The organism is Acetobacter fabarum (assembly GCF_040702925.2).
Taxonomy (GTDB): domain Bacteria; phylum Pseudomonadota; class Alphaproteobacteria; order Acetobacterales; family Acetobacteraceae; genus Acetobacter; species Acetobacter fabarum_B.
In genome coordinates this window covers 38,424-64,508 of the sequence record NZ_JBFCXX020000007.1, presented here as the reverse complement: position 1 = coordinate 64,508, position 26,085 = coordinate 38,424, and the positions used below count along the sequence as shown (strand labels likewise).

The window sequence follows — 26,085 nt, the reverse complement described above, 5'->3', positions numbered from 1 at the left end:
CGGGTAAAAACCGGGGCAGTCTAGCCCCATAAACCAGACCCCCATGCCGCACGGCACCCTCGGCGGCATGGGTCTTACCCGCGACACTCCAGAACATGCCCAAGCACAAGGGCATCAGCCCCATCAGGGTAATAGGCCCGGCGCAGGCCTTTTTGCTCAAACCCTGCCTGCTCATACAGCTTTTGTGCCGCAGGGTTCCCGACCGAGACTTCCAGAAAAACCATTTCGGCCTTTTGCACTCTGGCATAGGCAAGACTCCATGCCACCAACTGCGCGGCCAGCCCCTGCCTTCTGTACGCAGGCAAGACGCACAGGGTCAGGATTTCTGCCTCCCCCGCCACGCAGCGCAGCATGACAAACCCCGCGGGCTGTTCCCCCACCAGCACCAGCCCGGCACAAACACCGGCCGAGCCGAGCAGGCCGAGCATGGCGGCTGTGTCCCACTGTTCCTGCGGGGCAAAACACTGCGTATGCAGGCAGGCCAGCACAGCCGCGTGCCCCACCCCCACAAGCTGCATCTGCGGCAGACCCATTAGACCGGAGCAGCCCGCAACCCATTGGCTGGCAGTTTGGCCTCCGGCGGGTCCACGTAAACGGGCAGTGCTCCACGCGGCGGCAAGTCCCCACGTATCCGGCGCAGGGCCGTAGCGGCAACCTGCTCTACATCGGGGTGGGTAATCGGGCATAGAATCGCGGAGGGAAAAACCAGATCAGCGCGGGCTTCACCCGCAACCAGCCACTGACCCTGCGGAGCGGACCAGTCTGCCAGGGTTACGGCCCGCGCGCCCAGCCTGTCTTCCACAAAGACGCGGCCACGCCGGGCGGCGGTCACCACCAGCCAGCCTGCCATGGGAGCTGGCTGGGCGGCAAGGGCGGCATCCAGCTCCGGGACCAGAGCCTCTGCCCTCGTGACTCCCACAACCGGGCACCCCACACCGACGGCATACCCTGCCGCCGCAGCACAGGACGCCCGCAGGCCGGTAAAAGACCCCGGCCCCACCACAACCGCAACCAGATCCGGCGCACTCCCCTGTGCGCGTGACCAGCCAGCCTGCTGCAAAACCTGTGCTGCCAGCAGGCTAAGCCCTTCTGCTGCCTGCTTGCCAGCCTCCTGCCTAAAGGCAAGCACCTGCAACACGCCATCTGTATTGGTAACGCAGGCCGCCGTGCCACAGGCATGATCGCCCGCGGGGCTCCCGTCGAGCACCAGAATACGCTGCACCACTAATCTACAATCCGGCAGGCCTGATCAAACTCAAGCCGGGGAGCCCGCTCGGGCTGGCCTGCGAAGTCCCCATACCCCAGACAGAGCAGGAAGTTGGCGCGCCAGCCCCATTCGGCCAGAAAAGCGTCTTCCACCACGGACTGGTCAAACCCAGAAACGGGCAGAACATCCAGCCCAAGGGCGCGGGCGGCCATGATCATATACCCACCCTGCAACGTGCCATTGCGAAAAGCGGTTTCCTCAGACAAGCCGACATCGGCGGCAAACCAGGAGCGCAGCTCTTCCCCCGGACTCAGCTTGGGAAGCTCTTCAAAAAACAGCGGGTCATGGGCAAGTATGGCTATAACCGGGGCCCCCATAACCCGGTTGACGTTCCCTGCGGACAGGGCAGGGCGCAGTTTTTCGCGCCCACTGGAGCCTGTAATAAAAACAATGCGGGCAGGGCAGCAATTGCCCGAAGTCGGCCCCATACGCACCAGATCATATATCTGGCGCAGCAAGGCCTCCTCCACAGGGCGGGTCGTCCAGCGCAGGGGGGTTCGCGCCTTTGTAAACAGCAGTTCTAACCCACTTGCGTCCAACATGTTCTGTCCTGCCTCCTGCTACGCCAGCCTGCTCCGGCGCGTGACCTTCCTCTTTTAAGGCAAGCATCCCGCGCCGGAAAGAGCCACCTTTGCGGGGGCTGCTCAGTCCACCTGTTCGACCGAGACAACCTCTGGCACGTAATGCTTGAGCATGTTTTCCACCCCATGCTTGAGCGTTGCGCGGGAGGAGGGGCAGCCAGAACATGCCCCTTGCATGGTCAGGCGCACAATCCCGTTGCGATACCCACGAAAAACAATATCCCCACCATCGCCCGCAACGGCAGGGCGTACGCGCGTGTCCAGCAGTTCCTTGATCTGGACAACAATCTCCACATCTTCTGGAGCAATGTCGTCTTCAAGAACAGCAACACCTTCGGCAACAACCGGCAGGCCCGCCACAAAATGATCCATCAGGGTGGACAGCACCAGCGGGCGCAGTTCCTCCCAGTCCGCGCTGTCGGACTTGGTGACGGAGACAAAGTCATTCCCCAAAAACACGCGGGCAACACCGGGCAGGCCAAACAGCGCATCGGCCAGAACCGAACGCCCGGCCACGGCGTCGGCATCAATAAAGTCTATGGTGCCCGCATCCCCCACCACGGCCTGACCGGGCAGGAACTTGAGCGTTGCGGGGTTGGGGGTGCCTTCGGTTTCGATAAACATGGCGGAAATGTCCGATCTGTAGGGTAAACCTGTATGATTATCTTTCAGTTGGCACCAGAATGAGGACAGAACAAGTTCTGTATGAAAATTTTAGTGCCACCGGCCCCCGGAACAGGGCCAGAAAGAGCTGTTTTGGGCCGTTCCCACCCGACATCCACACAAGGCTGCCATGCTATGCACGACATTCAGCCCCACGCCCTTACCCCCTTACCCGGCCCGAAGCTGGACAAGACGTGCCCTTAACGCGGGGTCGTGCGCGTAAATATACAGCCCCCTGACCGCGCGCGTCATCAACACATTGATCGCATTGAGCATGATCCGCTCCATGGTCTGTCCGGGCTGGGCAATACCATTGCGCCCGGCAAAAGCTGCGCCATCCTCATACCGGGTCGGGTCAAGTATCAGGGTATCGGCCGCACCATCGTACCTGACGGATGGACCAAGCAGCAGACCAACATAATTCAGGTCGAACCCCTGCACGGTGTAAACGGAGCCGACCTCATCGATCGTATCGGCGCGTTCGGCCCATGGCAGGCGGGCTTGGGGTCTGGCAATGTCCCATTTAAGCCGAAAGCGCCCTTCGGTTACAAAATGCTCCTGACCATCCAGCCGGTAGGGGTAATCATACGTTGCCACCATGCGGGAGAGGCCGAACTCCGTATTTTTCCTGCGCACCAGATCGTACATATCCTGCGCATCCTCAAAAACCCTGAAGTCAAAAGAGGGATCATGGGGAAGAGGAAGAATGGTCTTTTTACAAAATGCGTCTATCCATGCACATGTCTGTGCACCAGCATGCATACGGAACTGGTTTTTAAGCTGACAGGTCTGAACCTGCTTTTGGGCCAGAACCGTTTCCAGCATACTCTTTGTCCAATGGCTTTTGAACTTGAGAACCTGCCTGTCATCAAAAACCAGCACAACAACCCTTGCGCATTTCAGAATCTCTTCCAGATGATTGTCCTGTGCAAACCTGTTGTATTTATCGGGTTTTGTTAAAAGAAGATGCGCCTCGTCCACCAGAACCACATCCGCTACCTGCCCGGTTTTGTGCATGGTGTTGATAAAGGTCGTCGGGCGTTCATAGTCTTTCTTTTTTACATAACGTGAATGTTCCGAGATATTTCTATAAAGTTTCATCATCTCGGGATGATTGACCAAAAGATAATTTTTTGTCCCTGTTAACAGGTTTACATCTGATTTTTGTCGGGACAGTTTTTGTATTAGGTTAAAAATTTTATTGATAACAATACTTTTTCCTGTTCCTGCATCGCCTTCAATAACAAAAACGGCATTCCCCTGCCCAACATGGTCCTGACAGAAGCGGACAACCTGCTGACACAGCCGCTCCTGCTCCACGGAAAGAGAACGATCAGGAGAGAGTTTTTGCAAAGCCTGATTGTTCTGCCGATCCACCACGTTTACCCCCTAAAACAAAAAAGCCTTTCCTCCATTATGAGGAAAGGCTTTTGATCCGTCCAGAAAACCCGATGGTTTTTAACGCAGGATACCCGTGTGCCCAATGGAATACCGGCCCGGCTGTGGCCATACGGTCAGGCCATGCGGTTCCTGCCCAACCGGAATGCTGATCATGCTCCCGTCCTTGGTGTTAATCCGGTAAACCACATCATCAAACCGGCCAGACAGCCACAGGGATTTACCATCTGCGCTGACATTGCCCATATCCGGGCTGCCACCACCGGGAACAGGCCATGTCGCCACAACCTTGTTTGTAGCAAAATCAATAACCGAAACCCCGCCCCCCTTACTGTGGGGGTGCCCATGAATCAGGTGGGATCCACGGTTGGCAACGTACATTTTTGTACCATCACGGCTGGGATACAGCCCATGTGCGCCCAGACCCGTGTGGATAAAGCCTGTTTCGCGGAATGTATCTCCATCCACCAGAAACACGCCGTCGGCCATCATATCGGCAACATAAAAGATTTTACCGTTAGGGGAGACCAGAACATCCTGCGGCATGCCACCACTGGACAGCTTGAGATACCCCAGAACCTTTTTCTCAACCATATCCACCTTGACCAGATGGCCACCAAATTCGCAGGTGAAAATGGCGTAGCGCCCATCTATGGAAAAAGCGGCATGGTTGACGCCCTTGCACTCGGGCACATCAATGGACTGCTGCAACTGCATGCTGTGCGGGTCACGGAAGTCCAGACGTTTACGCGCTTCGGCCACCACAATGGCCGATTTGCCATCTGGCGTAAAATACATGTTGTAGGGATCATCCACCGCAATGGACGGGCCGGGGCGACCCGTACGCGGGTCAATGGGGGTCAGGCTGCCATGCACGGTGCTTTCCGCATTGTTGGTGACCCACAGGGTACGCAGGTCCCATGACGGCACAACATGCTGGGGGCTTTTCCCTACGGGGAAGCGGTCCACCACCTTATTGGTGGCCGGGTCGATGACGTACACATCGTTCGAACGCAGGTTGGGAACGTAAACCCGTTCCAGATCCCGCGCCACTTCCGGCGCAATGTGACTGCTCCCTGTTTCACTGTACAGGTTGGCGGGGTTGGAGACTGGAGGCATGCCAGGAATGGTCTGCACCAGAGGAGCCGCCGTGTGGCCCCCGCCCTTGGACGGAGCACCAACATCCTGCGCCCAACCAGACGCACTGCCAGCACCTAAGCCAACAATGGCAACCGCCGCAACCAGATACTGCTTAAAACCCATAACCCAGACCCTTCTGTGCCTGTTATCACTTTAACTCCTGATACGGCTCCGCACTTATCATGCGGCGTAAATAACGTCTATTCGGGGGTGGTTAAAATCTTTCATTTATTATTATAGGCAAGTTATTTTACGTATTTATTTGCTGCGTGCATCATCAATGGCTTTAACGGCCGCATCCACCTGCATGGACAAACCGGGCTGCCCCAGTGTGGACGTGGCCCTCCGCGGGTCTCCACCATAAATCCCCTGCGCCGCTGACGGGTTGGGCGCATGCCGCAGGGCCTCCTCCCGGACCATGGATGGATCAACCGCAAGCATGAGCGATGTATCGCCTATATCCGCATGCTGGCCCACATCCAGCCTGTAGCCATTCTGCCGGAGCCATTCGCTATACTGGTGGGGGATCACATTGTAGTAATCCTGCACATACAGCACCCGTGCACCCGTGGCCTGCCACCGCACATTCAGTTGCGTAGCCAGTTTTTCCATATCTTTCTGGTAGCCACCGTGATCACCGATCAGGACAACCAGCTTAAACCCCTGCACCCGAAAACTTTCGGCAATGGAGGCCAGCATTCTGTCAAACACATCGGGCGGTAATGTAATGGTACCGGGGAAACGCATATGCGATGTACGCGGAGCAGTACCCCCCTCCGGCACATAGGCCACCACAGGAGCCACCAGCGTTCTGCCGGACTGGCGCGCTATTCTTTCAGCCTGAAACTGCACACGGCTGTTATGTTTGCCAACGGCTATGTACGGCCCACTCTGCTCCGTACCCCCCACAGGCACAATAATGGTTGTAAAACCGCAGGATATATCCTGAGCAATTTCGGTCCATGTCAGTTTTTCAAACAGAACACTTCTGGCAAGGTTCAGGCACTGGGCCTGCGCTGGCAGGGGAGATACCGCCAGTGCCCCTGAAAACAGACCGCATAACCATGCTTTTTTCATTATGACTGCACCAGAAGAGGGGCAAGAAACTGGCCCGTATAGCTTTTTTTGCATGCGGCAATGGTTTCTGGCGTGCCTTCGGCAACAATGGCGCCACCACCATCACCCCCTTCTGGCCCCACATCTATAATCCAGTCCGCAGTCTTGATAACTTCCAGATTATGCTCGATCACGATAACCGTATTCCCCTGATCGACCAGTGCATGCAAAACTTCCAGAAGTTTTCTGACATCCTCTGTATGTAACCCGGTTGTGGGTTCATCCAGAATATATACGGTTCTGCCCGTAGCCCTGCGCGCCAGCTCCTTGGAAAGTTTGATGCGCTGCGCCTCCCCACCCGATAGGGTCGTCGCCTGCTGGCCAAGCGCCACATAGCCCAGACCAACCTTTTGCAAAATGGCCAGCCGGTCGCGGATCCGGTTCTGGGCGGAAAAGAGCGGGTAGGCTTCATCCACACTCATGGCCAGCACATCCGCTATGGTTTTGCCCCTGAAGCGGATATCCAGTGTTTCGCGGTTATAGCGCGCACCTTTACAGGCATCACAGGTAACAAACACATCGGGGAGGAAGTGCATTTCTATTTTAAGCACGCCATCGCCCTGACAGGCCTCGCACCGTCCCCCTTTGACATTGAAGGAAAAACGACCCGCCTTGTACCCACGGGCCTTGCTTTCTGGCAGTTCGGCAAACCAGTCCCGGATGGGGGTGAACAGGTCCGTATAGGTTGCGGGGTTGGAGCGGGGAGTGCGGCCAATGGGGGACTGGTCAATATCAATAATCTTGTCCAGCAGTTCCATACCCTTGATTTTTTTATACGGCTCGGGCGAGGTAGCAGCCCCCATAAGCTGGCGTGAGAGCGCCTTGTAAAGCGTATCAATCACCAGGGTTGATTTGCCGCTCCCCGAAACACCGGTTACGCATGTAAACGTACCAAGCGGAAAATGCGCGGTTACGTCTTTAAGGTTATGCCCTGTTGCCCCTTCCACCGTAAGCATCCGTTTTTTGTTCACGGGCCTGCGCTGCTGGGGCACCTCAATCCGCTTACGACCAGACAGGTACGCGCCAGTCAGGCTATCAGGGTTTTTGGCAACCTGCTCCGGTGTGCCCTGTGCCACGACCTGACCACCATTGACCCCGGCTGCTGGCCCCATATCCACCAGCCAGTCAGCGCTTCTTATGGCGTCCTCATCATGTTCGACAACAATGAGTGTATTCCCAAGGTTTTTTAACCGGTCGAGAGTGCCCAGCAGGCGTGCGTTATCGCGCTGATGCAGCCCGATGGACGGCTCATCCAGCACATAAAGCACCCCCGTAAGCCCCGAGCCAATCTGGCTTGCCAGACGGATACGCTGGCTCTCCCCGCCAGAAAGGGTGGCTGACCCGCGCGAGAGGGTCAGGTAATCCAGACCCACATCATCTAGGAATTTCAGACGTTCCAGAATCTCACGCAGGATACGCCGGGCAATTTCTGCCCGCTGGGGAGTAAGGGTTGGCAAAACCGTGTCAAACCAGCCCAGCGCATGACCAATGGACAGGTCACAGGCCTGCGCTATGGTTTTGTCCGCCACACGAACAGACAGGGCCTCCGGTCGCAGGCGCGCACCATGGCAGACATGACACGCTTTTTCTGACTGATAACGGGAAAGTTCTTCCTTGACCCACGCACTCTCCGTATTGGCCAGTCTTTTTTGCAGGCTTGTCAGAACCCCTTCAAACGGCCGTTCGACAACATAGCTTTTTTTACCATCCTGATAGGTAAAGCTTATATCGTCTTCCACACCATACAGAATACCGTTCTGGGCCTGTTCCGGCAGGTCGCGCCAGGGGGTATCCATGCTGACGCCAAAATGCTGTGCCAGACTTTGCAGCGTCTGCTCCAGAAGGGGAGATTTTGCATCTTTCCACGGTGCAATAGCACCTTTTTTAAGGGAGAGTGCAATATCGGGCACAACCAGAACCGGGTTGAAGTATGTTTCCACCCCCAGACCATCGCAGGCCGGGCAGGCACCCTGCGGCGCATTGAAGGAGAACAGGCGCGGTTCTATCTCCTCCAGAGTAAACCCGCTGACAGGGCAGGAAAAATGTGATGAAAAAACCAGTTTTTCCGGTTCGCGCTCTTCGTCCTTAAGTACTTCCTCGGCATAGACAATGCCATCACTCAGGGTCAGCGCGGTTTCAAGACTATCCGCCAGACGGGTTTGCACGCCGGGTTTCACCACCACGCGGTCCACAACCACTTCCACCGTGTGGCGGAGTTTGCGGTTCAGGCTGGGGGCTTCTGCAATTTCGTACAGTGTGCCATCCACCCGCACACGGGTAAAACCCTTGCGCTGGAGTTCGGCCAGTTCCTTGCGGTATTCACCCTTGCGGTCCCGGATAACGGGGGACAGCAACATAAGCCGCGTGCCCTCGGGCATGGCCAGAATACGGTCCACCATCTGGGTTACGGTCTGCGCCTCAATAGGCAGGCCCGTGACCGGGGAATACGGCACACCTGCCCGCGCCCAGAGCAGACGCATATAATCGTATATTTCCGTGACCGTACCCACAGTAGAGCGCGGATTTTTGGATGTTGTTTTCTGCTCGATGGAAATCGCGGGGGACAGGCCCTCTATGGAGTCCACATCGGGTTTGCCCATAAGCTCCAGAAACTGGCGCGCATAGGCGGACAGGCTCTCCACGTACCGGCGCTGGCCCTCCGCGTAAATGGTATCGAACGCCAAAGAGGATTTGCCCGACCCCGAAAGCCCGGTTACGACGGTCAGCCGGTCACGGGGGATATCGATATCAACATTCTTCAGGTTATGGACACGCGCCCCACGCACCCGAATGCTGTGCTGACCTCGAAGACCTGATTTTGTCATGAAGAGCTCTTTACCGTCGTTCCTGTTTTGTCCTCTATTATGGCGCTTTAATCCATCCCTATGCAATCCATGAAACACACCAGAGGGAACCGCCATGCAAAATGCCCTGACCGGCCATTCTGACCATTGCGCTTGCGAACATGATTGACCATTTACAGGCACAAGTGATGTACTGTGGCCAAAAGCACGACAGGCGCCATTTTGCCTGCGTGACAGAAATTTGAGGAACAGAACCAGATGGAGCATCTGATCGGTCAGCCAGCCCCGGGCTCGGATAACAGTTTTGGTGGCTCGGGTGCTGCTGCTGTCATTACCGATGGTACGCAGGCCAGCTTTATGCACGACGTTATGGACGCCAGCCGGAACGTGCCCGTTCTGGTAGATTTCTGGGCGGAATGGTGTGGTCCGTGCAAACAGTTGACCCCTATTCTGGAAAAAGTTGTCACCGCTGCCAAAGGCAAGGTACGGCTGGTTAAAATTGATATTGAAGCCAACCGCGGCCTTGCTGGCCAACTGGCGCAGGCTGGTCTGCCGCTCCAGTCCATTCCACTTGTGGCCGCTTTCTGGAAAGGGCAGATTCTGGACCTGTTCCAGGGGGCTCTGCCCGAAAGTGAAGTGAAAAAGTTTGTGGAAACCCTGCTCAAAGCCAGCGGGGGTGGCACTCTGCCCGCAACCGAGCAACTGCACGAAGCCGATGTGGCCATGGAAACAGGCCAGCCCGCCGAAGCCGCAGCTATGTATTCCGCCGTTATTGGCGAGGAACCCGAAAACGCCAAAGCCTGGGGTGGGCTGATCCGCGCCATGCTGGCCCTTGATGATGAAGAGGCCGCAGCCGCAGCACTGGCCGATGTACCCGCAAAAATTACGGATGCACCGGAAGTTGCCGGAGCCCGTGCAGCCCTTGAGCTGAAAAGGGAAGGCCGTCAGGCAGCCGAAGCCATGGAAGGCATTCGGGCACGGCTGGACGCCAACCCCGAAGACTACGAAGCCCGCTGTGAACTGGCCACGGCCCTGAACGCCGCAGGCAAGCGGGAGGATGCCGCAAACGAACTGCTCCACATCATCAGGGCCGACCGGGGCTGGAAGGATGGCGCGGCCCGCCAGCAGCTCCTGCGCTTTTTTGAAGCATGGGGGAACGATGACCCCGCCACGGTTCTGTCCCGCCGCCGCCTGTCCTCCCTCCTGTTCTCCTGACCCGCGCCTTGCCCCGCACAGCACCCCTGTTTGTAGATGATGATGTTCCCCGCCGCATTCCACGGCTGGGGGACATGACACTGGCGGATATTCCGCCAGAGGTAGGGCTTTTCCCGCTCAGTGGCGTGCTGCTCCTGCCACGGGGCAAGCTGCCGCTCAATGTATTTGAGCCCCGCTACATTGCACTGGTGGAAGATGCTCTGGCATCACACAGGCTGATCGGCCTTATCCAGCCCCGCTGGCAGGAAGATGAGGACGAAGGGAACGAAGCACCGCCCCTTTATACCACTGGCTGCCTTGGTCGCCTGACATCCATGACCGAACGGGCCGATGGCACCTACGCCATGACCCTGACCGGCCTGCTCCGCTTCCGCCTGCTGCGTGAGACGGGGCTACGCCGTGGGTACCGGGTTGCGCGTATTGACGTATCCTCCTTTGCGGGGGACCTGAACGAAATTCCATCCGAACCGTTTGACCGGACCCAGCTTTTGAACTCGCTGAAGAGTTATTTTCAAAAAAAAGGGCTGAATGCCCGCTGGTCCCTGATAGAACAGATGGACGACAGCCTGCTTCTGGTGACTTTACCCATGATCTGTCCTTTCCCTCCGGCGGAAAAACAGGCATTGCTGGATGCAGAAAATCTGACAGACCGTGTGCGGGTCCTGCAAACACTGCTAGACCTGTCCGGTCCGGAACAGGAAGGCCCTCCTTCCTGACAATAATGATGTGGGAACCGTTTTATGTCCGATACAGCACCGCTTGATCCGCGCCTTCTGTCCATTCTGGTCTGCCCCGTGACCAAAGGCCCACTGGTTTTTAACGCGCAGACCAATGAACTGATCAGCGAAAAAGCCGGACTGGCCTTCCCCATCCTTGACGGCATTCCCGTTATGCTGCCTGATGAAGCCCGCCGTATTGAAGGCTGACTGACGTTTTTTTCCCTCTGCCTCGGATTTGCCCATGCTTCTGGGAAAAAAAAACAGTGCTTGTTTTAGGGGGTTGCTCCTGCTCGCTCCATTGCTGGCAGGCTGCCATCATCTGATTGAGGGGGATGATATTGATCTCCCCCCCGAACGCCCCGGTCGTTTTTTACCCGAGGCCGCACCGGCAGAAGCACGGGCCGCACAAAGAGATGTCGAACGGCAGGAAAAACTGGATGCAGCCCAGCAGGCCGCAGGCATAAAAAAACCGGATACCCTACCCAAACCCGAAGACCACTACGAAGTCCTGCCCCCCATGTATGATGGGGGAGGCTCTGCTGGCCCAATGCTTACGGAAGATGGCCATACCATTACGCCTCAGGCGCAGGCTGTTTACGGCAGGTCGGACAACGGGCAGGTACAAAAATCCAAATAGCGCGGGACGTTAATGCTCTGCATCATACAGGTGGGATGTTCTGCGACGCAGAAGATCCCCTATGGCCATACCCATCACGCCGGTCATCATGCCTATGGCGGTTGGTATGGCGCCTCCTCCGGGCAGCAGGCCAACCAGCACACTGCTAAGCGCGCCAAAGCTGTACTGCATGGTCCCCAGCAGGGCTGAAGCACTCCCCGCATGATGCCCATGGCGGGAAAAGGACATGACCGTGCCATTGGGACCAATAAACCCCAAAGCTCCGGTTAATCCCACAATAAAAAGACAGGTCATCCATGGATGACCAACCCCGGCCACACCAGCCAAGGCCAGAGCCACAAAGGCACACCCCAGCACAAAGGCCCACAGAATAGCCCCATCCAACAGGGCAGGCATGGACACACGATGTATCAAACGCCCGTTGATCTGGGTGCCCAGAATAAAAGCCGCCGCATTGGCACCAAAAAAAAGCCCGAACGCGCCGGGCGAAAAATGCAACCTCTGTTCAAACAGAACAGGGGCACTGCCCAGATAGGCGAACATGACAAAAGTGGAAAATGTTGTGATCAGGGCATTGGAAAAAAAGACAGGCTCACGCAAAATCCCCTGATAACGCCATAAAATTTCCACTGGACGGAAACGGATACGCCTCTCAACCGCCAGCGTATCGGGCAACATAAGCAGCACACCCATAATGGCCGCAACCGCGTAGAGCGCGCCAATCCAGAACATCCACCGCCAGTCACCAATTTTTAAAACAAGGCTCCCCAGCCCCGGAGCAAGAACAGGCATGACACCAAAAACCAGTGTCAGTTGCGCCATAATATGTGCGCCTTTTTTGCCTGTTGCCACATCCCGCACAATTGCACGCGGAATAACCGCGCAGGCAGACCCACCAAACGCACCAATAAAACGCAACACGCAGAACAGGTGGTAATGACTGACCAGCGCGCACCCGGCAGAGGCCAGTGCATACACACCCAGCCCCACAACCAGCGGCCCCTTGCGCCCGAACCGATCAGACAGAGGACCTTGAGAGAACTGGCCAAGCGCCAGCCCCAAAAACCACGCCCCCAGCGTAAACTGCGCAGACCCGGCCCCACCTCCCAGATCATGCTCAACCGATGGGAAAGCGGGCAGATACATATCTGTCGCTAATGGCCCAATGGCCGTGACCAGCCCCAGAAGGAAAATAAGCCTGAATGGAAAAGAGGATATCGGGGCCGTGGGAGAAGATGTCATCTCGTGAATTACCGGAGAAAGAATGGGTCTTTTTTTCTCCCGCCACTCCGCTTTTGTCCACCACCTAAAACCGGGCATCTCCTGCTCGGGTAGCGTATCTTATCAAAAAAGGCTGCCGGACGAACCGGCAGCCTCTGATATCTGGCTTACTCTGGCTTGCCACTCTGGGCAGGCTTGGGTGGTAGCGGCATTTTGCTGCCACAACCAGGCGGGTGCTCAGGCTGCTCGGCAATCTGCTTGAGTTGCTGGCTGGTCAGAATGTCATGAATCTGGGCTTCAACCTGAAGCATATGCAGGGCATGCTGCGTATGCAACGCACTGATCTGCTGTTCCAGACCCTGCAATTTAGCCTGATCAACCGGACCCGGCGTTGTCAGCACGGTACGGATCTGCTCCTGCAGAGCATGCGCCTGCTCCATACCTGCCTTGGGGTCTTCCGGGCGATTGGCATCAAATACAGCCTTGATCTTTTTTTTCTGCTCGGCGGTCAGTTTGATCCCGTCCAGCCTGAGAATATGCCCACCCGGCCCATGGTGCATGCCACCACATTCCGGCGGAGGGGGAGGTGCCCCAACAGGAGGAGCCGCACTGTCCGCCCGAGCCGAAGCCCCGGTAAACGCAGCAAGGCCTATAACCAGTGTTGTTGCCAGCAATGCTTTTTTCATCATTCCGCCTTCATCAATACCAAGCTGCAAGGCGCCACACACCCTGCCTGTCAGGAACAGTGCCACCCGGATATGTCTGAAAAAAGGCATTACACCTTCACAGGCGGCCAGTTTGAACGGGCAAATGCACCGTGATATCGGCAATTACTCTGTAGTAATGACCATCAGACCTTCTCCCCATAATCCGGGACTATTCACCATGCTGCTGGCCCGTTTGCCCGCTCAGATGGCCGGTCATCACAGAAGAGACCTGAAGGAAAATTTCAACCCTCTTGTCATCAGTTCAACCCCGAGCCATATAACCGAGGCTCCTCCCTTTCGGCAGTTCCTAACAAGGGTAAGTCAGTCGCATCGGATAGGGCATATGTCATTGATAGCGTTACAGAATTTTCTGCGGGAAAAGGTGCACGGTTTCTGAGAAATCGGACACAAATGATTTCGACAGGATTAAAAAAGGATGCTGGATATCAGAACGGCCGTCATATGGCGGCTATCAGGTCCGTACAGACCCATGATATTTTTTGCTTAAAAGTCCCTTATCTGTTGCGAAGGATTTGCAAAATGGCAGACTGGCCAGGAAATGCAAAGTGAAAGCAAATTTTTGTTTTCACTTACGAAAGGGTCCGATTATGAAGTAGTGTTAATAAATCAATCAAAGAAACAATCAATAAAAATAATTTTACACTTAATGGGATTCCCACAAGATGAATGAGATTGCTGTAAAACTGATTGATGAAATTGACACGATCATTGAAAGAGAATGGCCTAAAGCACTGTTTTCTGGGAAAAACCGTGTGAATTTGCAGCGGGCTAAAGAGACTATATCGGAAGTTATCAGGAATGAGATAGAGAAAGTTATCTCTCATTCAAGACAGAGCAATAGAGAGATAGAAGTAAAAGTTGAACAGCACGTCGATCCTGGCGTTCCAAAATATATTGACGAAGGTCTTATCGCATTATCAGCCGCTGATTTGACTTATCGCATACCAACGCCGGTTCCTGCTGAATTTCAAGACTTATGTGACGATTTTAACGTGATGATGGAGACCCTTCAGGGCACATTGCGTGTTATCAATAACAATAGCCAGCATCTTTATGTAAGCGGTCATGAAATCAGCAAATCAACCATGGATTTGGCGAAAAGAACGGAAAGTCAGGCATCAAACCTTGAAGAAACCGCTTCGGCTCTTTCTGAAATTACGGATGCGGTAAAAAGTACCGCAAAAGATGCAGAAACTGTAAGAGATATTGTTAAAAATGCAGAGAATATTCTTTCTGAATCAGGAAGATTTATGGAAGAAACCGTTTCTGTTATGTGTGGAATTAAAGATTCGTCAAGTAAAATTGAAAATATCATAGGAACCATCAACGATATTGCCAGCCAGACAAATATACTGGCTGTTAATGCCAGTATTGAAGCAGCCAGAGCAGGCGTAGTCGGAACAGGCTTTGCCGTTGTGGCGAGTGAAGTCAGGGCATTGGCTGCACGTACCGCAGTCGCTTCAAAAGAAATCCGGCGTTTGATTGGTGATGCCGGTCACGAAATTGAACATGGCGTGCAGTCTGTAGGGAATAGTCAGGAAGCGTTAAAAAATGTTGTTGGCAATATAAATCAGATCAATACCCTGACCCAGAGACTGGCCGTAGCGGCACAACAGCAGGCAACCGGACTCCAGCAAATCAATACGGCAGTCAGCACCTTGGATCAGATTACGCAGGAAAATGCAGCCATGGTGGAGCAGTCGGCATCCACAATCAGTAAAATGGCGGAAGAAACTGATACACTACAATGCTTTATCAATCAGTTTGAAGGTATAGACGGTCAACCAGCGGTTCTGCATGGTCAAATTGACTTAAGTTCAGCGTTAATTGCACATGCCGAATGGAAAGCCAAACTCCGTACTGCAATCATGCGGCGGCAGAAGCTGGATGCTCAGACAATAGCAAAAGATAACTGTTGCATGTTGGGGAAATGGTTGTACGGGCCGGCAAGGCAGGATTACAAGAATATGCCCGAATTTGAATTCTGTCGGCAAAAACATGCGGAATTTCATAGAGCCGCTGGTGAGGTCGCCGAGGTTATTAATGACGGATATTATGACGAAGCCACGGCAATGCTCAAGGCACATACTCCATACGCTGAAGCCTCCCGGTCTACAGGTGCTGCAATTATGAAGCTGAAAGAAATGTTAACCTAAAAATTTTGTTTTCCATTGTCACAAACATTACATGCCAATAGCAACAGGAGAGATACCATACCTCTCCTGCTTCTGAGATGATCGTTCATGTTTATTTTCTCACGAGTTTGAATATGAGAAAGGTGGGGCAGCTAGAAGAATACCCCTCACCACCGAAGAACATGAAGAACGGTCAATATCCGCTCATGCCATGCTGCCAAACACAGGCTACCGCCAGTAAATAGCGTCTGCCTACCATTACAATTGAACACCCAGCCATACCGAGAAAAGACATTGCCCACAGTATGGCAAATCTGGCCGAAGCCGATGGCATGGCAGCAAAAGCCGTCTGCTTCACCTACCTGACTGCTGGCCGCTCTGGTAAGATCAGAAACGCCGTCTGGCCGGAAATTGATCTGGCAGCCAAGATATGGACCGTCCCAGCCTCTCGCATGAAGACGGGCAAAGAAGTGACCGTGCATGGCCTACGCTCTACCTTCCGCGACTGGGCCGCCGAGGAGACCGATTACCCGCGGGAAGTAGCTGAAATGGCTCTGGCTCATGCCATCAGTGACAAAGTGGAAGCCGCTTATAGGCGAGGTGACCTGTTTGATAAACGGCGGGAGATGATAACTGAATGGTGCGCGGTTCAGCAATCCACCTGAGATAACGCATCCTGCACCAGCCGGTTAAGGCTTACTCCACGAGCGGCGGCAATTTCAGCGGCGCGCGCATGGACATTCTCAGGCAGGCGCACCACGAACCGGCCCGAGTAGTGCTTGACCGGATTAATCCCCTTCTCCGCGCACATCTCAAGGAACACGCGCAAGGATGCCTCGCCTTCCTGCTGGAGGCCTCCTACACTGTCAGCATAGAAGTCTGCCCCACCGTTGAGGCCCAGAAACTCGCCACGGAACATACCGATTTCCGGGTCAAACTGAATGGCAGCCCGATGGCCGCCAATTTCCATCACATTATTCATGGTGTCACCCCATTTGCTTCGAGCCATTTTCGTATGGATGCAACAGCCCCTTTGTCTGTATCCGGCTTGGGATGAGGCCGATGGAATACGCGCACCTCACCGAACAGGAACACACCAACGCGGGAACCTTCGCGCTCTGAAACCTCACCACCGAGGGACACGAAGAGTGCTTCAATATCCGCCCACGGCACGTTGCCGGATACGGGACGCTTGAAGATCAGTTCCAACGTACGGCGATGCTTGGCTTTCATGACATAAATGATACTGATTTATGGTATCATATGCAAGATAGAAGTGGAATGATTGGCCGAACCGACATGCCTTGCATAGTTAGATACGCGCGTTGCTCAATTTAGAGCAGAACGTTGCATTGTTAGGAGGTAACGGGGTTACGGGTCCGCCTCTGGTTTTCAGTTTGGATTGCCTTGCAGTTCCAATTTGGGTCGCCTGCTCCAGCCTCTGCGCCGCAATTCTGGCGACCACTTTCTATTGTACTGACCACCGCCCCTGTACTATGATTCCGGCATGGAACCCACGGCATCCGAACAGCCTATTTACCGTATCATCATCCCTGGTCTTCTAAGAGCCAAGAGCCGCCCCCGCTTTGGGAACGGACGCACCTTTACCGATGCCAAGACGGTGCAGGCAGAAAAGCATATCCAGCGCCACGCCATAGAGCAGATTGGCAAGCCATGCCTGAGCGGGCCGCTTCATATCTCCCTAACGATCAACATTGCACCACCTCCGTCATGGAGCCGGAAGAAAACCGCCGATGCACTGGCAGGGCGCATACTCCCAACCAGTAGGCCAGACATAGACAATCAGATGAAGACCGCGGCTGATGCCTTAAACGGTATCGCGTGGAAAGATGATGCCCAGATTGTGGACGCCAACCTGTCGCGCCGCTACGGGCCGGAGAGCGTGACCGTAATTGTGGTACGGCGTCTAAATTCATTGTGCGTATAATTTTCAGCCACTAATTTAAAAGTATACAGCCCAGAAAAATTACATGCTACTGCACTCAATATCTCAAGATAATTATAAAAATAAAAGCAGCATAATAATACGAGGGAGATAAAAATATCTCCCTCGTAAATTATTTTAGACCGGGATCAAAATCGGCCAAGCCTTAAGCCCGAAATTACGAGCATAAAGCACTTTGCCAGATTTCGCACATTTCCGCCATGAACGGAAAATATAGCGATATCCTGGCGGCGCTGGCGGTAAAGGTTTCTTCACCATCACGCTTCCTCTGGGGCGACATTTGCCTTGACAGAGCATCCAACCTGTACCACTTGTACGGCTGTTGAGACCTCGTTGGTGCTCTGTGGCTTTCCTACCAGCTAGCCCCTTGCCCAGCAGGAAAAGTAGAGACTTGAGGATTTATCCTCAGGTCTTTATTTTTTTGTGGAAGAATCCTCCTTTTGCGATGCAAATATGACAGTCTATTGGCTGCAGCTTGATAGCTGACCCCATGTCTTAGCATCACGGTTTCCGGAGTATCTTCCGCAGAAAAAAATCTAGCAGGCATAAGCAACCCGCTAGCAAATTGATTAGCTTGCGGTTCGCTTTGCCTAAAGATAGGAACACTCTGTTCCGGTTGAACCCGAGCCAACTGTACATTTGTATGCATGTCCCAATGGCCTAGTTCATGAGCAGCAGTGAAACGGTCTCTAGGTTCACCTTCCCATGCACGTCGATATACATCTTCTCGAAGATAAATCGCTTTACCTAACTAATCAGTATACCCCTCGGCACTACCCATTTCTTGATTTTCTACAATAATTAAATCAAAAAAATTAAGCTTATTGTCGAGAACTTTCTCCAAAACCTCCATTATTGGAAAAAAAAGGATCATTTTCCAATCCTAAAATTCTGCGCCATTTGAGTGTATTATTCTCAATTTTAGACCAGCTTAAAGGGGGAACAATAAAACCATTTCCATTCATTGTTTCTACTCACCTATTATCCTTACTGAGAATAGCCAGAATCTCACTTAATTGTTCTTCAGATAATTCATTCATACGCCTCGCCATCAGGCCTGCTGTATCTCGTCCTAAAATGCTGCATGGCTCAATAGTGAAACTCTTACGTGCTCTGTCAGCAACTTGTTTTAGTTTCTCTCCGACATCTGCGGCTAAACCGTAAGCCTGAGCAATAATGTCTTCGAATCCATGCGGCGGAGATTTTTTTCCGACTTCAACTGCAGAAATAAAAGCAGAGGATTTTCCGATTTTGTCCGCCATATCCATCAACCGTTCATCACGGTCAATGCGGATCTTTCGAAGCTCCTTTCCAAATTCTGTCACCATTCCTTGGCACCTCCTGTTGGGGTCTAGATTATATAAATCAACCTGATGGGTTAAATCAAGTGTCTGGGTAAAAAAAATAAACTGTTCTGGTTAATTTTTGTCGTATTCCATTACGCCAGCTACATGCAGACGTTAGATTTTACCCTTTATTTATCTCGAACTAACACTTCACTTTCCTCAGCCTTACCCCAGCCCCGCCACCATTCTCAGCAATGAACTCGACGCCTGCGGCTTCTAGGCTCAGGACCCATTGATATGAGTGTCAGGTTGTGATTCGGGCTCCTTGAGGAGACTGAAGATGAGTGACCTGTATTGGCTGACGGACGAGCAGATGGAGCGTCTGCGACCCTTTTTCCCGAAGAGCCATGGCAAACTTCGTGTTGATGACCGTCGTGTGTTGAGCGGGATCATTTTCGTGAATAGAAATGGTCTGCGCTGGCGTGATGCACCCCGGGAATACGGTCCGCACAAGACGCTTTACAACCGCTGGAAACGGTGGGGAGCCATGGGCGTTTTCGCCCGGATGATGGACGGTCTGACTCTTGGGAAAGCCGAGCTGCAGACCATTATGATTGATGCGACTTATCTGAAAGCGCACCGCACAGCATCGAGCCTGCGGGTAAAAAAGGGGGGCCTGGTCGCCTGATCGGTCGCACCAAAGGTGGCATGAATACGAAGCTTCATGCCGTGACCGACCGCAATGGGAGACCTCTGAGTTTCTTTATGACCGCAGGTCAGATCAGCGACTACACGGGGGCAGCAGCCCTTCTCGACAGATTACCAAAGGCCCAATGGTTGCTGGCTGACCGGGGCTATGACGCCGACTGGTTCCGTGAGGCTCTTCAGGCGAAAGAGGTCAAGCCATGTATTCCCGGACGGAAATCCCGTGCTCGTCCCATCAAACACGACAAGCAGCGCTATAAACGCCGCAACCGCATCGAAATCATGTTCGGCAGGCTCAAGGACTGGAGGCGTGTCGCCACGCGCTACGACAGATGCCCTACGGTTTTCTTCTCGGCAGTCTGTCTCGCCGCAACAGTCATGTTCTGGTTATGAGTCCTGAGCCTAGGAGCAACGCGCGGTGACAACCCAACAAACCTCAAATTTGGGTAATCACAGCACTAAATAAGCGCTATCGTAAGGGGAGTTTTAAGTGGGGTACGGCTTCCAAGCTCTAACAAAAACATTTATTTTTCAGAGGCTTAGTAAGAAGAACTGGTGGAGCCAAGCGGAATCGAACCGCCGACCTCTTGAATGCCATTCAAGCGCTCTCCCAACTGAGCTATGGCCCCACTGTTCTGTTACACACTGCCCTGTCCTACAACAGTCCTGCGGTGTGTGTTGAGCCTCTTACAACCTCCTGAAAATGCTGACAAGCCCTAATTTTTAATCTGGAAGCACTTTCATCTCACGCAGTGCCGCAACAAGGGGAAGGAGCGGCAAACCCTGAATGGCGAAAGCATCACCCTCTATTGCAGCAAACAACTGTATGCCCGGACCTTCCAGACGGTAAGAGCCGACACAGCCAAGGCAGGCCTCTCCCTCCAGCGTCAGATACTCTTCCATAAATGCGTGTGAAAATGCACGCATGCTCAGCTTTGGGCTGGCAACATGCTGCCAGAGAATATGCCCATTCCGGCACAGCACGACCGCAGTATGTAAGGTATGCGTCTTCCCCCTCAGTTCAAGCAACTGCTGGCGAGCCCCAGCCACTCCCTCCGGCTTGTCATACCATGTGCCATCACAACTCAGCATCTGATCCGCCCCGATCACAAACCGATCGGTTTTTTGAATCGAGAGTGCTTTTGCTTCAGCAAGGCGAAGGGCGACCGTATCGGCAGACCAGTTCTGCCGTAAGCCTTCGTGCTTGAGATGCGCCTCATCTACCTTTGACACTTCAACATCAAAGACCAGTCCGGCATTTTCCAGAATACGCCGCCTAGCAGCAGAACCACTGGCCAAAAGCAGTTTGTCCGCTCTGTTCTGTATTAGAGTCGGCATTAGTACTAAATCAGTCACGGAAGCGAGTCTCTTTCAGGTACTGGTGAAAAATGGGGCTGTGAGTACTTCCCTTAGTACCGGGGTACATGTGGATTGTACGGAGTTCAGAACATGGCCGTACCGAGTACCGGGCACAACCTGCAACTCTCATGAACCGGTGAGTTGTACACAGGGGTGGTTGGATGTTTTCTGGATAACTCCAAAAAGCCTTTATTTTGCAAGGGTCTTCAATCTGTACACAGTGTGGGAAAGATGGGGTACATTTTTGGAATGCCGGGTACCCCGTTATCAACAGTACCCTCATATCTCATCAAATCTTTTTCTTTCTTTTTTTATAGGAAGAGGGGCGTGGACAGCGCGGACAAAGACGTGCAGGACTTCTGCTCATGACAACGCAAACACATATTCCCGCCGCCAAACGTCTGCTCCGAACTCTGAACGGGGAGGCTCTGTGGCCCCCTCCGATGTGGCTGATGCGGCAGGCTGGCCGGTTCCTGCCTGAATTCCGCGCCATGCGGGCGCAGGCGGATTTTCTGACCCGTTGCATGACCCCCGACATTGCAACGGAACTGACCTTACAGCCTATCCGTCGCTTTGGCATGGATGGAGCAATCCTGTTCTCGGATATTCTGATCCTGCCATGGGCTATGGGTCAGTCCCTTGAATTTGTGGAAGGCGCAGGCCCGGTTCTTGGTGCCATCCGCTCCGAACAGGATCTTAACGCACTGGACCCCGCCCGCATTGCAGAGGCAACCGCCCCTGTGCTGGAAACCCTGTCCCGCCTGCGCAAGGCCGTAGATGGGCCAGAAAGCATTGGGGTTGCCAAACCTGGTGCAACCACATTGCTCGGCTTTACGGGTGCTCCGTTTACCGTAGCCTGTTATATGGTTGAAGGCCGTGGCTCGCGTGAGTTTTCTGTAACGCGGAACATGGCTTTTTCCGAACCTGCACTTTTTGACCGGCTTATGACCCTGCTGACCGAGACAACAGCAACCTATCTGTGTGCCCAGATTGAAGCCGGGGCAGAAGCTGTCATGCTGTTTGATTCATGGGCCGGACTGTTGCCGCCTTCGGAATTTCGTCGCCATGTTATTCAGCCCAGCCGGCAGATCGTACAGACCATCAAAGCCCGTTACCCGCACGTCAAAGTTGTTGGGTTTCCCCGCCTTGCTGGTGTGATGGCCGCAGAATACGCGCGTGAGACGGGTGTGGACGTTCTGGCACTCGATACCGGAGCCGATATGGCGACCGTGCGCCAGATGGTGCCAGAAACGTTGGGCTTACAGGGCAATCTGGACCCGATTGCCGTACTGGCCGGGGGAGAAGCCATGCGGCGTGAAGCCCTGCAGGTGCGTGAAGCCGGGCGGGGACGTGCCCATGTGTTTAACCTTGGCCATGGTGTTCTGCCGCAAACGCCTGTGGAGCATGTGGCTGATCTTGTCCGAACCGTGCGGGAAACGCCCTGATGAGTCTGGCTCTCTCTCAGGTTTTTCGCGGGCCACTCAAACTGGTCATTTTTGACTGTGATGGTGTGCTGGTTGATAGCGAGGAAACCTGTTGCCGCCTGTGTGCACAGGCGGCGCGAGAGGCCGGATGGGATGTGCCTGATGCTCTGGCGGTGCACACATTTTCGGGCATGTCTCTGGCGACCATTCAGCCTATGATCGAGCGCAATGCTGGTAAAAAGCTTGGCGCTGGGTGGGAGCCAGCAATGCAGCAGCGTTTTGTTGTGGCCATGAAGGAAGGTGTAGAACCCATTACCGGTGTACACGCCATGCTTGATGCGGTACAAAAGCTGGGTGTTTCCGTACGTGTTGCGTCCAATTCCTCCTGTGAGGAAATGGATGTAAAGTTTGAAAAAACCAGCCTTTCCCCCTATTTTGATGGGCGTATCCACTCCGCGCGGGATATGGGTGTGCCAAAGCCTCAACCGGATGTGTATCTGAAAGCCGCTGAAGCAGAAGGCGTTCTGCCATGGGAGTGCGTGGTGCTTGAGGATAGTGATCCCGGTGCCAGGGCAGCTGTTGATGCTGGTATGGCCTGCGTTATGCTCCGCGCGCCGGAAAAAGCGGTTCCTGATTGGAAAGGGATTGAAAGGATAGAGAAATTATCTGACTTTCCTCATCTCCTTTCCAAACTGATCAAGGTTGCATCATAATGGTTTTTGACATGCTTCTTCCGTGGGTCAGATGGTTTGTCGCGTTTCATATCATGTCTGTCATGGCATGGATGGCGGGATTGTTTTATTTGCCCCGGCTGTTTGTGTATCATTGTCAGGTCGAGATCGGGACTGCGGAAAATACGCGTTTCAAAACCATGGAACGCCGGTTGATCAAGGCCATTATGATACCGGCCATGTGTTCCAGTCTTCTCTTTGGCGTCTTGCTGGTTCTAACACCGGGCTCGGTGGACTGGATGGCGGGCTGGTGGCATTTAAAGCTGCTGTGTGTACTGCTTATGTTTGGCTTTCAGGGCCTGTGTGGCCGGTGGTGCCGGGAGTTCGCACGGGACAATAACCAGCATTCGGAAAAATTTTACAGGCTGGCCAATGAAGTCCCAACTGTGCTGATGATGATTATCGTGATTATGGTCGTTGTCAGACCATTTTGAAAACAATCATAGAGTATAATGGAATTTCATATATTATATGATTTCTTCATACTGCCGGAGTTCTGTTTTTTTATGAAGGGCATGGTTTTGGTTTTTCTATGAAAAGCCCGGATTTGCGTTTTATATAAATCCTTGTAACCTGAAAACAGGGTTTGAAAACCCTGTGGTAAAAACATGGATTATTTTTTGCCCGTATGTTTGAATTGCTAAAATTTACAAAAATACAATTTCTGGGAGAAGGCGTAATATGTCCTTAACTGTGCACTCCGTTGCGGTATTTTGTGGCTCCCGTATGGGGGATAATCCTGTTTATAGGCAGACAGCGGAACTGGCTGGCAAAACATTAGCCGAAAAAAACATTCGACTGATTTATGGCGGTGGAGCCAATGGACTCATGGGCGTGGTGGCAGATGCCGTTATTCAATCCGGTGGGACGGTAACAGGGGTTATCCCGGAGTTTTTGAAAACCCGTGAACAGATGCATGATCAGATTTCTGAACTGATTGTGACGGACTCCATGCATGTCCGCAAGCAGATCATGTTTGCACGGGCCGATGCATTCTGGATTCTTCCGGGTGGATTTGGCACGTTTGATGAGACAATGGAAATTCTGACCTGGAAGCAGCTTGGTCAGCATAAAAAGCCCATTCTGCTGGTTAATGTGGACGGCTGGGGGGACGCCATGGTTGCCATGCTGGATATGGCGGTCAGTCAGGGGTTTGCCTCGGCCGAAGCTCGGGCGCTATTGCAGGTCGTGCCGGACATATCGGCTGCTCTAGTGTGCTCCGTCATGGCGGACCAGGTGCATGATCTGCCGATGTCTGCCCTGTAAAACAAGGGCGTTCATGCATTTCCTCTCTTGCTTATGAAGCAAGAGAGATGTATAGCGCATTCAGCCATAACGGAGTGTAGCTCAGCCTGGTAGAGCACTGTGTTCGGGACGCAGGGGCCGGAGGTTCGAATCCTCTCACTCCGACCATGGCTTTTCTGGAAAAATCAGTCTTCCCTGTGTGCTGCTCTTGGAGCACTGCGTTTTTGCACGTCAGAAACATCCGGCACCGACGAAATCCAATTCCTATAAAATACAGACGATGCGTTCCATAGTGTCGCATCATTTTTAAAAATCATTGATTTGTTCAATAAAACCCCCTCATGCGTTCCAAGAGCATGAGGGGGTTTTTGTAGTAGGCAGTTCTGTTCAGGCCCGTTTGGCTACAGCGGTGTAATGGCTGTCCACAAGGGTATTGGCAGCGAACAGGGAGGGATGATGCGCCTCCTGCATCTGCCCGACCAGAAGGTTTTCCCACCGGCGCATATCGGCCTGTCGATCCGCCTGAATGCCCTTGTTCAGTTCCTCAAACTGCAATGCGGCAAAATATCCGAGTACAACGCTGGACATAAAAGCTGCACTGGCGACCAGACCGGGGAGCGAGAGTGCATAGTCCGACCATTGCTCGGACTCCGGCAAGGATTGCCACAGGAACCGCGACAGGGCGGAATTATCTGTAAAATCCTGCCAGTGCACGGCCAAACCGGCATGGAAGACAGAAAATTTAAGTCCGCATGTTATAAAAATAAATGTGGAGCAGATAGCAAGGCTCAGGGCCGCGAGCCAGAGCGAGACAAAAGTTGCTTTTTTCCATGCCATGTGTCCGGCCTCCTAATTTGGGTTCGTTAGGGGGCAAAAGCGGAATGGTGTCTAAAGACCCGCCGCTTTCTCCATTGTTCAAAATGTATACCAGGCATTCAATATATGCAAGGTGAATCGTGCAGAGGCAGCTTTTCTGGCATACTGGAAAAGAGGGAATTCCATGCTGGAAAGCCTTCCTGATCATGCCCATTATTAGAACAAGATTTTCTTGTCTCCTGATCAGCAGGCAAGAGTGGGGGCGTAGGAATGAAGCAGGTACATACGGTAAAGGTAGGTCTTCTGGCCTTGCTGCTGGCGGGAGTTCATCTTTCTTTCGGTCATGCTTATGCACAGCATTGGGGTGGCCATTTTTATGGTGGTCCCGGTGGCTGGCACAGGGGGGGCTATGGCGGTTGGCATGGTCCCGGACGATGGGACAGAGGCCCGCGCTGGGGGTGGGGCTGGGGCGGCTATTACGGTGGTGGCTGGGGGTACCCTTACCCTTATGGCGGGTACAGGGTCTATGGCGGCTGGAATCCGTATTGGGGTAACCCCTACTGGAGCCCTTACTGGGCTGGCTGGGGCTGGGGGTGGTCCATGCCATACGCCTATGGCCGTATGGCGGACGTAAAAACATATAGCGGGTCATATGCACCGCCTGAGCAGGTTCCTCCGCGGCCCATGCCAGAGGGAACACCACCACAGCAGGCACCGGAGCAGAGCTACTATGCTCCGCCATCCTATTATGCCAACCCGGATTATGGGCAATATCCGGCGACACAAAGCGCACCACCGCCCAGCCAGAATGTGGAAGGGAGCGATGGAACAGCAATGTTCAATTGTAAAAGTGGTTATTTTTACAACAATTTAACGCAAAACTGCGATAAACGCTAAGGCCAGAGCCACAGGTTGCTACGCGGGAGCAT

Annotated in this window: 28 protein-coding genes, 2 tRNA genes and 2 pseudogenes; 14 read left to right on the top strand and 18 right to left on the bottom strand. The window is 53.6% G+C overall.

Annotated features, from left to right (window positions below; genetic code table 11):
• Nucleotides 1-74 precede the first annotated feature (74 nt).
• The 8 genes from AB2L51_RS07460 to uvrA all read right to left on the bottom strand — a co-directional run bounded on the left by AB2L51_RS07460 (nt 75) and on the right by uvrA (nt 8,990).
• Nucleotides 75-533 (bottom strand): GNAT family N-acetyltransferase, encoded by a 459-nt coding sequence (locus AB2L51_RS07460; RefSeq protein WP_395582029.1) that lies wholly within the window; start codon nt 531-533, stop codon nt 75-77.
• Nucleotides 533-1,225, bottom strand: coding sequence for a tRNA (adenosine(37)-N6)-threonylcarbamoyltransferase complex dimerization subunit type 1 TsaB (tsaB, locus tag AB2L51_RS07455; protein ID WP_400921360.1), 693 nt, complete (start codon nt 1,223-1,225; stop codon nt 533-535). Before tsaB ends, AB2L51_RS07460 begins: the two co-directional genes overlap by 1 nt.
• Nucleotides 1,225-1,809, bottom strand: a complete 585-nt coding sequence (locus AB2L51_RS07450; RefSeq protein ID WP_395582031.1) for a malonic semialdehyde reductase — start codon at nt 1,807-1,809, stop codon at nt 1,225-1,227. Before AB2L51_RS07450 ends, tsaB begins: the two co-directional genes overlap by 1 nt.
• Nucleotides 1,810-1,911: 102 nt before the next feature.
• Nucleotides 1,912-2,472 (bottom strand): NifU family protein, encoded by a 561-nt coding sequence (locus AB2L51_RS07445; protein WP_395582032.1) that lies wholly within the window; start codon nt 2,470-2,472, stop codon nt 1,912-1,914.
• 207 nt (nt 2,473-2,679) lie between these two features.
• Nucleotides 2,680-3,891 (bottom strand): DUF2075 domain-containing protein, encoded by a 1,212-nt coding sequence (locus tag AB2L51_RS07440; protein ID WP_395582033.1) that lies wholly within the window; start codon nt 3,889-3,891, stop codon nt 2,680-2,682.
• A gap of 78 nt (nt 3,892-3,969) precedes the next feature.
• Nucleotides 3,970-5,172: a YncE family protein gene (locus AB2L51_RS07435; RefSeq protein ID WP_395582034.1), complete on the bottom strand. Its 1,203-nt coding sequence runs from the start codon at nt 5,170-5,172 to the stop codon at nt 3,970-3,972.
• A 135-nt stretch (nt 5,173-5,307) separates the two neighbouring features.
• A complete protein-coding gene (locus AB2L51_RS07430; RefSeq protein WP_395582035.1) occupies nt 5,308-6,126 on the bottom strand; it encodes a creatininase family protein in 819 nt (272 codons plus the stop codon).
• Nucleotides 6,126-8,990 carry an excinuclease ABC subunit UvrA gene (gene uvrA, locus AB2L51_RS07425; protein ID WP_395582036.1) on the bottom strand — a complete coding sequence of 955 codons (2,865 nt, stop codon included), beginning with the start codon at nt 8,988-8,990 and terminating at the stop codon, nt 6,126-6,128. Before uvrA ends, AB2L51_RS07430 begins: the two co-directional genes overlap by 1 nt.
• Before the next feature lie 237 nt (nt 8,991-9,227).
• On the opposite strand from uvrA, the gene AB2L51_RS07420 reads away from it, so the two are divergent.
• The 4 genes from AB2L51_RS07420 (at nt 9,228) to AB2L51_RS07405 (ending at nt 11,540) form a co-directional block, all read left to right on the top strand.
• The gene (locus AB2L51_RS07420) at nt 9,228-10,184 is read left to right on the top strand and encodes a tetratricopeptide repeat protein (RefSeq protein ID WP_395582037.1); all 957 of its coding nucleotides are present in this window, start codon (nt 9,228-9,230) and stop codon (nt 10,182-10,184) included.
• A gap of 74 nt (nt 10,185-10,258) precedes the next feature.
• A complete protein-coding gene (locus AB2L51_RS07415) occupies nt 10,259-10,900 on the top strand; it encodes an LON peptidase substrate-binding domain-containing protein (protein ID WP_395582087.1) in 642 nt (213 codons plus the stop codon).
• A gap of 24 nt (nt 10,901-10,924) precedes the next feature.
• Entirely contained in the window at nt 10,925-11,110 is a 186-nt protein-coding gene (locus AB2L51_RS07410; protein ID WP_059024588.1) for a Trm112 family protein, read from the top strand.
• 34 nt (nt 11,111-11,144) lie between these two features.
• On the top strand, nt 11,145-11,540 hold the full coding sequence (locus AB2L51_RS07405; protein WP_400921351.1) for a hypothetical protein: 396 nt from the start codon (nt 11,145-11,147) through the stop codon (nt 11,538-11,540).
• Nucleotides 11,541-11,549: 9 nt separating this feature from the next.
• On the opposite strand, the gene AB2L51_RS07400 is transcribed toward AB2L51_RS07405, so the two are convergent.
• Nucleotides 11,550-12,782, bottom strand: coding sequence for a multidrug effflux MFS transporter (locus tag AB2L51_RS07400; RefSeq protein WP_395582039.1), 1,233 nt, complete (start codon nt 12,780-12,782; stop codon nt 11,550-11,552).
• Between the two features lie 146 nt (nt 12,783-12,928).
• Nucleotides 12,929-13,537 carry a Spy/CpxP family protein refolding chaperone gene (locus AB2L51_RS07395; RefSeq protein WP_395582040.1) on the bottom strand — a complete coding sequence of 203 codons (609 nt, stop codon included), beginning with the start codon at nt 13,535-13,537 and terminating at the stop codon, nt 12,929-12,931.
• Between the two features lie 614 nt (nt 13,538-14,151).
• Here AB2L51_RS07395 and AB2L51_RS07390 point away from each other — a divergent pair.
• Both AB2L51_RS07390 and AB2L51_RS07385 read left to right on the top strand, forming a co-directional pair.
• A complete protein-coding gene (locus tag AB2L51_RS07390; protein ID WP_395582041.1) occupies nt 14,152-15,645 on the top strand; it encodes a methyl-accepting chemotaxis protein in 1,494 nt (497 codons plus the stop codon).
• A 251-nt stretch (nt 15,646-15,896) separates the two neighbouring features.
• A pseudogene (locus tag AB2L51_RS07385) lies at nt 15,897-16,289 on the top strand (tyrosine-type recombinase/integrase); the annotation flags it as partial.
• On the opposite strand, the gene AB2L51_RS07380 reads toward AB2L51_RS07385, so the two are convergent.
• Nucleotides 16,274-16,606 carry a type II toxin-antitoxin system HicB family antitoxin gene (locus AB2L51_RS07380; protein ID WP_395582043.1) on the bottom strand — a complete coding sequence of 111 codons (333 nt, stop codon included), beginning with the start codon at nt 16,604-16,606 and terminating at the stop codon, nt 16,274-16,276. The pseudogene AB2L51_RS07385 and the gene AB2L51_RS07380 sit on opposite strands and share 16 nt — an antisense overlap.
• The gene (locus AB2L51_RS07375; RefSeq protein WP_086640009.1) at nt 16,603-16,857 is read right to left on the bottom strand and encodes a type II toxin-antitoxin system HicA family toxin; all 255 of its coding nucleotides are present in this window, start codon (nt 16,855-16,857) and stop codon (nt 16,603-16,605) included. Before AB2L51_RS07375 ends, AB2L51_RS07380 begins: the two co-directional genes overlap by 4 nt.
• A gap of 274 nt (nt 16,858-17,131) precedes the next feature.
• On the opposite strand from AB2L51_RS07375, the gene AB2L51_RS07370 reads away from it, so the two are divergent.
• Complete coding sequence (locus tag AB2L51_RS07370; protein WP_395582044.1) at nt 17,132-17,572, top strand: RusA family crossover junction endodeoxyribonuclease; 441 nt, start codon at nt 17,132-17,134, stop codon at nt 17,570-17,572.
• 370 nt (nt 17,573-17,942) lie between these two features.
• Here AB2L51_RS07370 and AB2L51_RS07365 read toward each other — a convergent pair whose 3' ends face one another.
• From AB2L51_RS07365 to AB2L51_RS07355, 3 genes and pseudogenes are all read right to left on the bottom strand, one after another.
• Complete coding sequence (locus AB2L51_RS07365; RefSeq protein WP_395582088.1) at nt 17,943-18,329, bottom strand: ImmA/IrrE family metallo-endopeptidase; 387 nt, start codon at nt 18,327-18,329, stop codon at nt 17,943-17,945.
• A 235-nt stretch (nt 18,330-18,564) separates the two neighbouring features.
• Nucleotides 18,565-18,918 (bottom strand): helix-turn-helix domain-containing protein, encoded by a 354-nt coding sequence (locus tag AB2L51_RS07360; RefSeq protein WP_395582045.1) that lies wholly within the window; start codon nt 18,916-18,918, stop codon nt 18,565-18,567.
• A 160-nt stretch (nt 18,919-19,078) separates the two neighbouring features.
• Nucleotides 19,079-19,159, bottom strand: a pseudogene (locus tag AB2L51_RS07355) (transcriptional regulator); the annotation flags it as partial.
• 57 nt (nt 19,160-19,216) lie between these two features.
• On the opposite strand from AB2L51_RS07355, the gene AB2L51_RS07350 reads away from it, so the two are divergent.
• Nucleotides 19,217-19,974 (top strand): IS5 family transposase gene (locus AB2L51_RS07350; RefSeq protein WP_395582046.1). Its coding sequence is split into 2 segments (ribosomal slippage): nt 19,217-19,553 and nt 19,553-19,974, totalling 759 coding nucleotides; the frame shifts between segments, so codons are not numbered across the junction.
• Between the two features lie 160 nt (nt 19,975-20,134).
• On the opposite strand, the gene AB2L51_RS07345 is transcribed toward AB2L51_RS07350, so the two are convergent.
• Both AB2L51_RS07345 and AB2L51_RS07340 read right to left on the bottom strand, forming a co-directional pair.
• Nucleotides 20,135-20,210, bottom strand: a tRNA-Ala gene (locus tag AB2L51_RS07345).
• Between the two features lie 94 nt (nt 20,211-20,304).
• Nucleotides 20,305-20,937, bottom strand: coding sequence for a Maf family protein (locus AB2L51_RS07340; protein WP_395582047.1), 633 nt, complete (start codon nt 20,935-20,937; stop codon nt 20,305-20,307).
• A 368-nt stretch (nt 20,938-21,305) separates the two neighbouring features.
• Between AB2L51_RS07340 and hemE the strand changes: the two genes are divergently transcribed.
• The 5 genes from hemE to AB2L51_RS07315 all read left to right on the top strand — a co-directional run bounded on the left by hemE (nt 21,306) and on the right by AB2L51_RS07315 (nt 24,508).
• A complete protein-coding gene (hemE, locus tag AB2L51_RS07335) occupies nt 21,306-22,385 on the top strand; it encodes a uroporphyrinogen decarboxylase (protein WP_395582048.1) in 1,080 nt (359 codons plus the stop codon).
• Nucleotides 22,385-23,077 carry an HAD family hydrolase gene (locus tag AB2L51_RS07330; protein WP_395582049.1) on the top strand — a complete coding sequence of 231 codons (693 nt, stop codon included), beginning with the start codon at nt 22,385-22,387 and terminating at the stop codon, nt 23,075-23,077. Before hemE ends, AB2L51_RS07330 begins: the two co-directional genes overlap by 1 nt.
• A complete protein-coding gene (gene hemJ, locus AB2L51_RS07325) occupies nt 23,077-23,529 on the top strand; it encodes a protoporphyrinogen oxidase HemJ (protein ID WP_395582050.1) in 453 nt (150 codons plus the stop codon). The genes AB2L51_RS07330 and hemJ overlap by 1 nt, the downstream gene beginning before the upstream one ends.
• 247 nt (nt 23,530-23,776) lie before the next feature.
• Nucleotides 23,777-24,361 carry an LOG family protein gene (locus tag AB2L51_RS07320; protein ID WP_395582051.1) on the top strand — a complete coding sequence of 195 codons (585 nt, stop codon included), beginning with the start codon at nt 23,777-23,779 and terminating at the stop codon, nt 24,359-24,361.
• Nucleotides 24,362-24,431: 70 nt separating this feature from the next.
• Nucleotides 24,432-24,508: transfer RNA gene (locus tag AB2L51_RS07315), tRNA-Pro, on the top strand.
• Between the two features lie 219 nt (nt 24,509-24,727).
• On the opposite strand, the gene AB2L51_RS07310 is transcribed toward AB2L51_RS07315, so the two are convergent.
• A complete protein-coding gene (locus AB2L51_RS07310) occupies nt 24,728-25,177 on the bottom strand; it encodes a hypothetical protein (protein WP_395582052.1) in 450 nt (149 codons plus the stop codon).
• A gap of 249 nt (nt 25,178-25,426) precedes the next feature.
• Between AB2L51_RS07310 and AB2L51_RS07305 the strand changes: the two genes are divergently transcribed.
• Nucleotides 25,427-26,053, top strand: coding sequence for a hypothetical protein (locus AB2L51_RS07305; RefSeq protein WP_395582053.1), 627 nt, complete (start codon nt 25,427-25,429; stop codon nt 26,051-26,053).
• Nucleotides 26,054-26,085: the final 32 nt, after the last annotated feature.

Excerpts from the sequence above, each read along its gene's own strand:
- AB2L51_RS07460 (WP_395582029.1), bottom strand. The coding sequence starts at position 533 with ATGGGTCTGCCGCAGATGCAGCTTGTGGGGGTGGGGCACGCGGCTGTG.
- AB2L51_RS07450 (WP_395582031.1), bottom strand. The coding sequence starts at position 1,809 with ATGTTGGACGCAAGTGGGTTAGAACTGCTGTTTACAAAGGCGCGAACC.
- AB2L51_RS07445 (WP_395582032.1), bottom strand. The coding sequence starts at position 2,472 with ATGTTTATCGAAACCGAAGGCACCCCCAACCCCGCAACGCTCAAGTTC.
- AB2L51_RS07435 (WP_395582034.1), bottom strand. The coding sequence starts at position 5,172 with ATGGGTTTTAAGCAGTATCTGGTTGCGGCGGTTGCCATTGTTGGCTTA.
- AB2L51_RS07430 (WP_395582035.1), bottom strand. The coding sequence starts at position 6,126 with ATGAAAAAAGCATGGTTATGCGGTCTGTTTTCAGGGGCACTGGCGGTA.
- uvrA (WP_395582036.1), bottom strand. The coding sequence starts at position 8,990 with ATGACAAAATCAGGTCTTCGAGGTCAGCACAGCATTCGGGTGCGTGGG.
- AB2L51_RS07420 (WP_395582037.1), top strand. The coding sequence starts at position 9,228 with ATGGAGCATCTGATCGGTCAGCCAGCCCCGGGCTCGGATAACAGTTTT.
- AB2L51_RS07415 (WP_395582087.1), top strand. The coding sequence starts at position 10,259 with ATGACACTGGCGGATATTCCGCCAGAGGTAGGGCTTTTCCCGCTCAGT.
- AB2L51_RS07410 (WP_059024588.1), top strand. The coding sequence starts at position 10,925 with ATGTCCGATACAGCACCGCTTGATCCGCGCCTTCTGTCCATTCTGGTC.
- AB2L51_RS07405 (WP_400921351.1), top strand. The coding sequence starts at position 11,145 with ATGCTTCTGGGAAAAAAAAACAGTGCTTGTTTTAGGGGGTTGCTCCTG.
- AB2L51_RS07400 (WP_395582039.1), bottom strand. The coding sequence starts at position 12,782 with ATGACATCTTCTCCCACGGCCCCGATATCCTCTTTTCCATTCAGGCTT.
- AB2L51_RS07395 (WP_395582040.1), bottom strand. The coding sequence starts at position 13,537 with ATGCCTTTTTTCAGACATATCCGGGTGGCACTGTTCCTGACAGGCAGG.
- AB2L51_RS07390 (WP_395582041.1), top strand. The coding sequence starts at position 14,152 with ATGAATGAGATTGCTGTAAAACTGATTGATGAAATTGACACGATCATT.
- AB2L51_RS07380 (WP_395582043.1), bottom strand. The coding sequence starts at position 16,606 with ATGAATAATGTGATGGAAATTGGCGGCCATCGGGCTGCCATTCAGTTT.
- AB2L51_RS07375 (WP_086640009.1), bottom strand. The coding sequence starts at position 16,857 with ATGAAAGCCAAGCATCGCCGTACGTTGGAACTGATCTTCAAGCGTCCC.
- AB2L51_RS07370 (WP_395582044.1), top strand. The coding sequence starts at position 17,132 with ATGGAACCCACGGCATCCGAACAGCCTATTTACCGTATCATCATCCCT.
- AB2L51_RS07360 (WP_395582045.1), bottom strand. The coding sequence starts at position 18,918 with ATGGTGACAGAATTTGGAAAGGAGCTTCGAAAGATCCGCATTGACCGT.
- hemE (WP_395582048.1), top strand. The coding sequence starts at position 21,306 with ATGACAACGCAAACACATATTCCCGCCGCCAAACGTCTGCTCCGAACT.
- AB2L51_RS07330 (WP_395582049.1), top strand. The coding sequence starts at position 22,385 with ATGAGTCTGGCTCTCTCTCAGGTTTTTCGCGGGCCACTCAAACTGGTC.
- hemJ (WP_395582050.1), top strand. The coding sequence starts at position 23,077 with ATGGTTTTTGACATGCTTCTTCCGTGGGTCAGATGGTTTGTCGCGTTT.
- AB2L51_RS07320 (WP_395582051.1), top strand. The coding sequence starts at position 23,777 with ATGTCCTTAACTGTGCACTCCGTTGCGGTATTTTGTGGCTCCCGTATG.
- AB2L51_RS07310 (WP_395582052.1), bottom strand. The coding sequence starts at position 25,177 with ATGGCATGGAAAAAAGCAACTTTTGTCTCGCTCTGGCTCGCGGCCCTG.
- AB2L51_RS07305 (WP_395582053.1), top strand. The coding sequence starts at position 25,427 with ATGAAGCAGGTACATACGGTAAAGGTAGGTCTTCTGGCCTTGCTGCTG.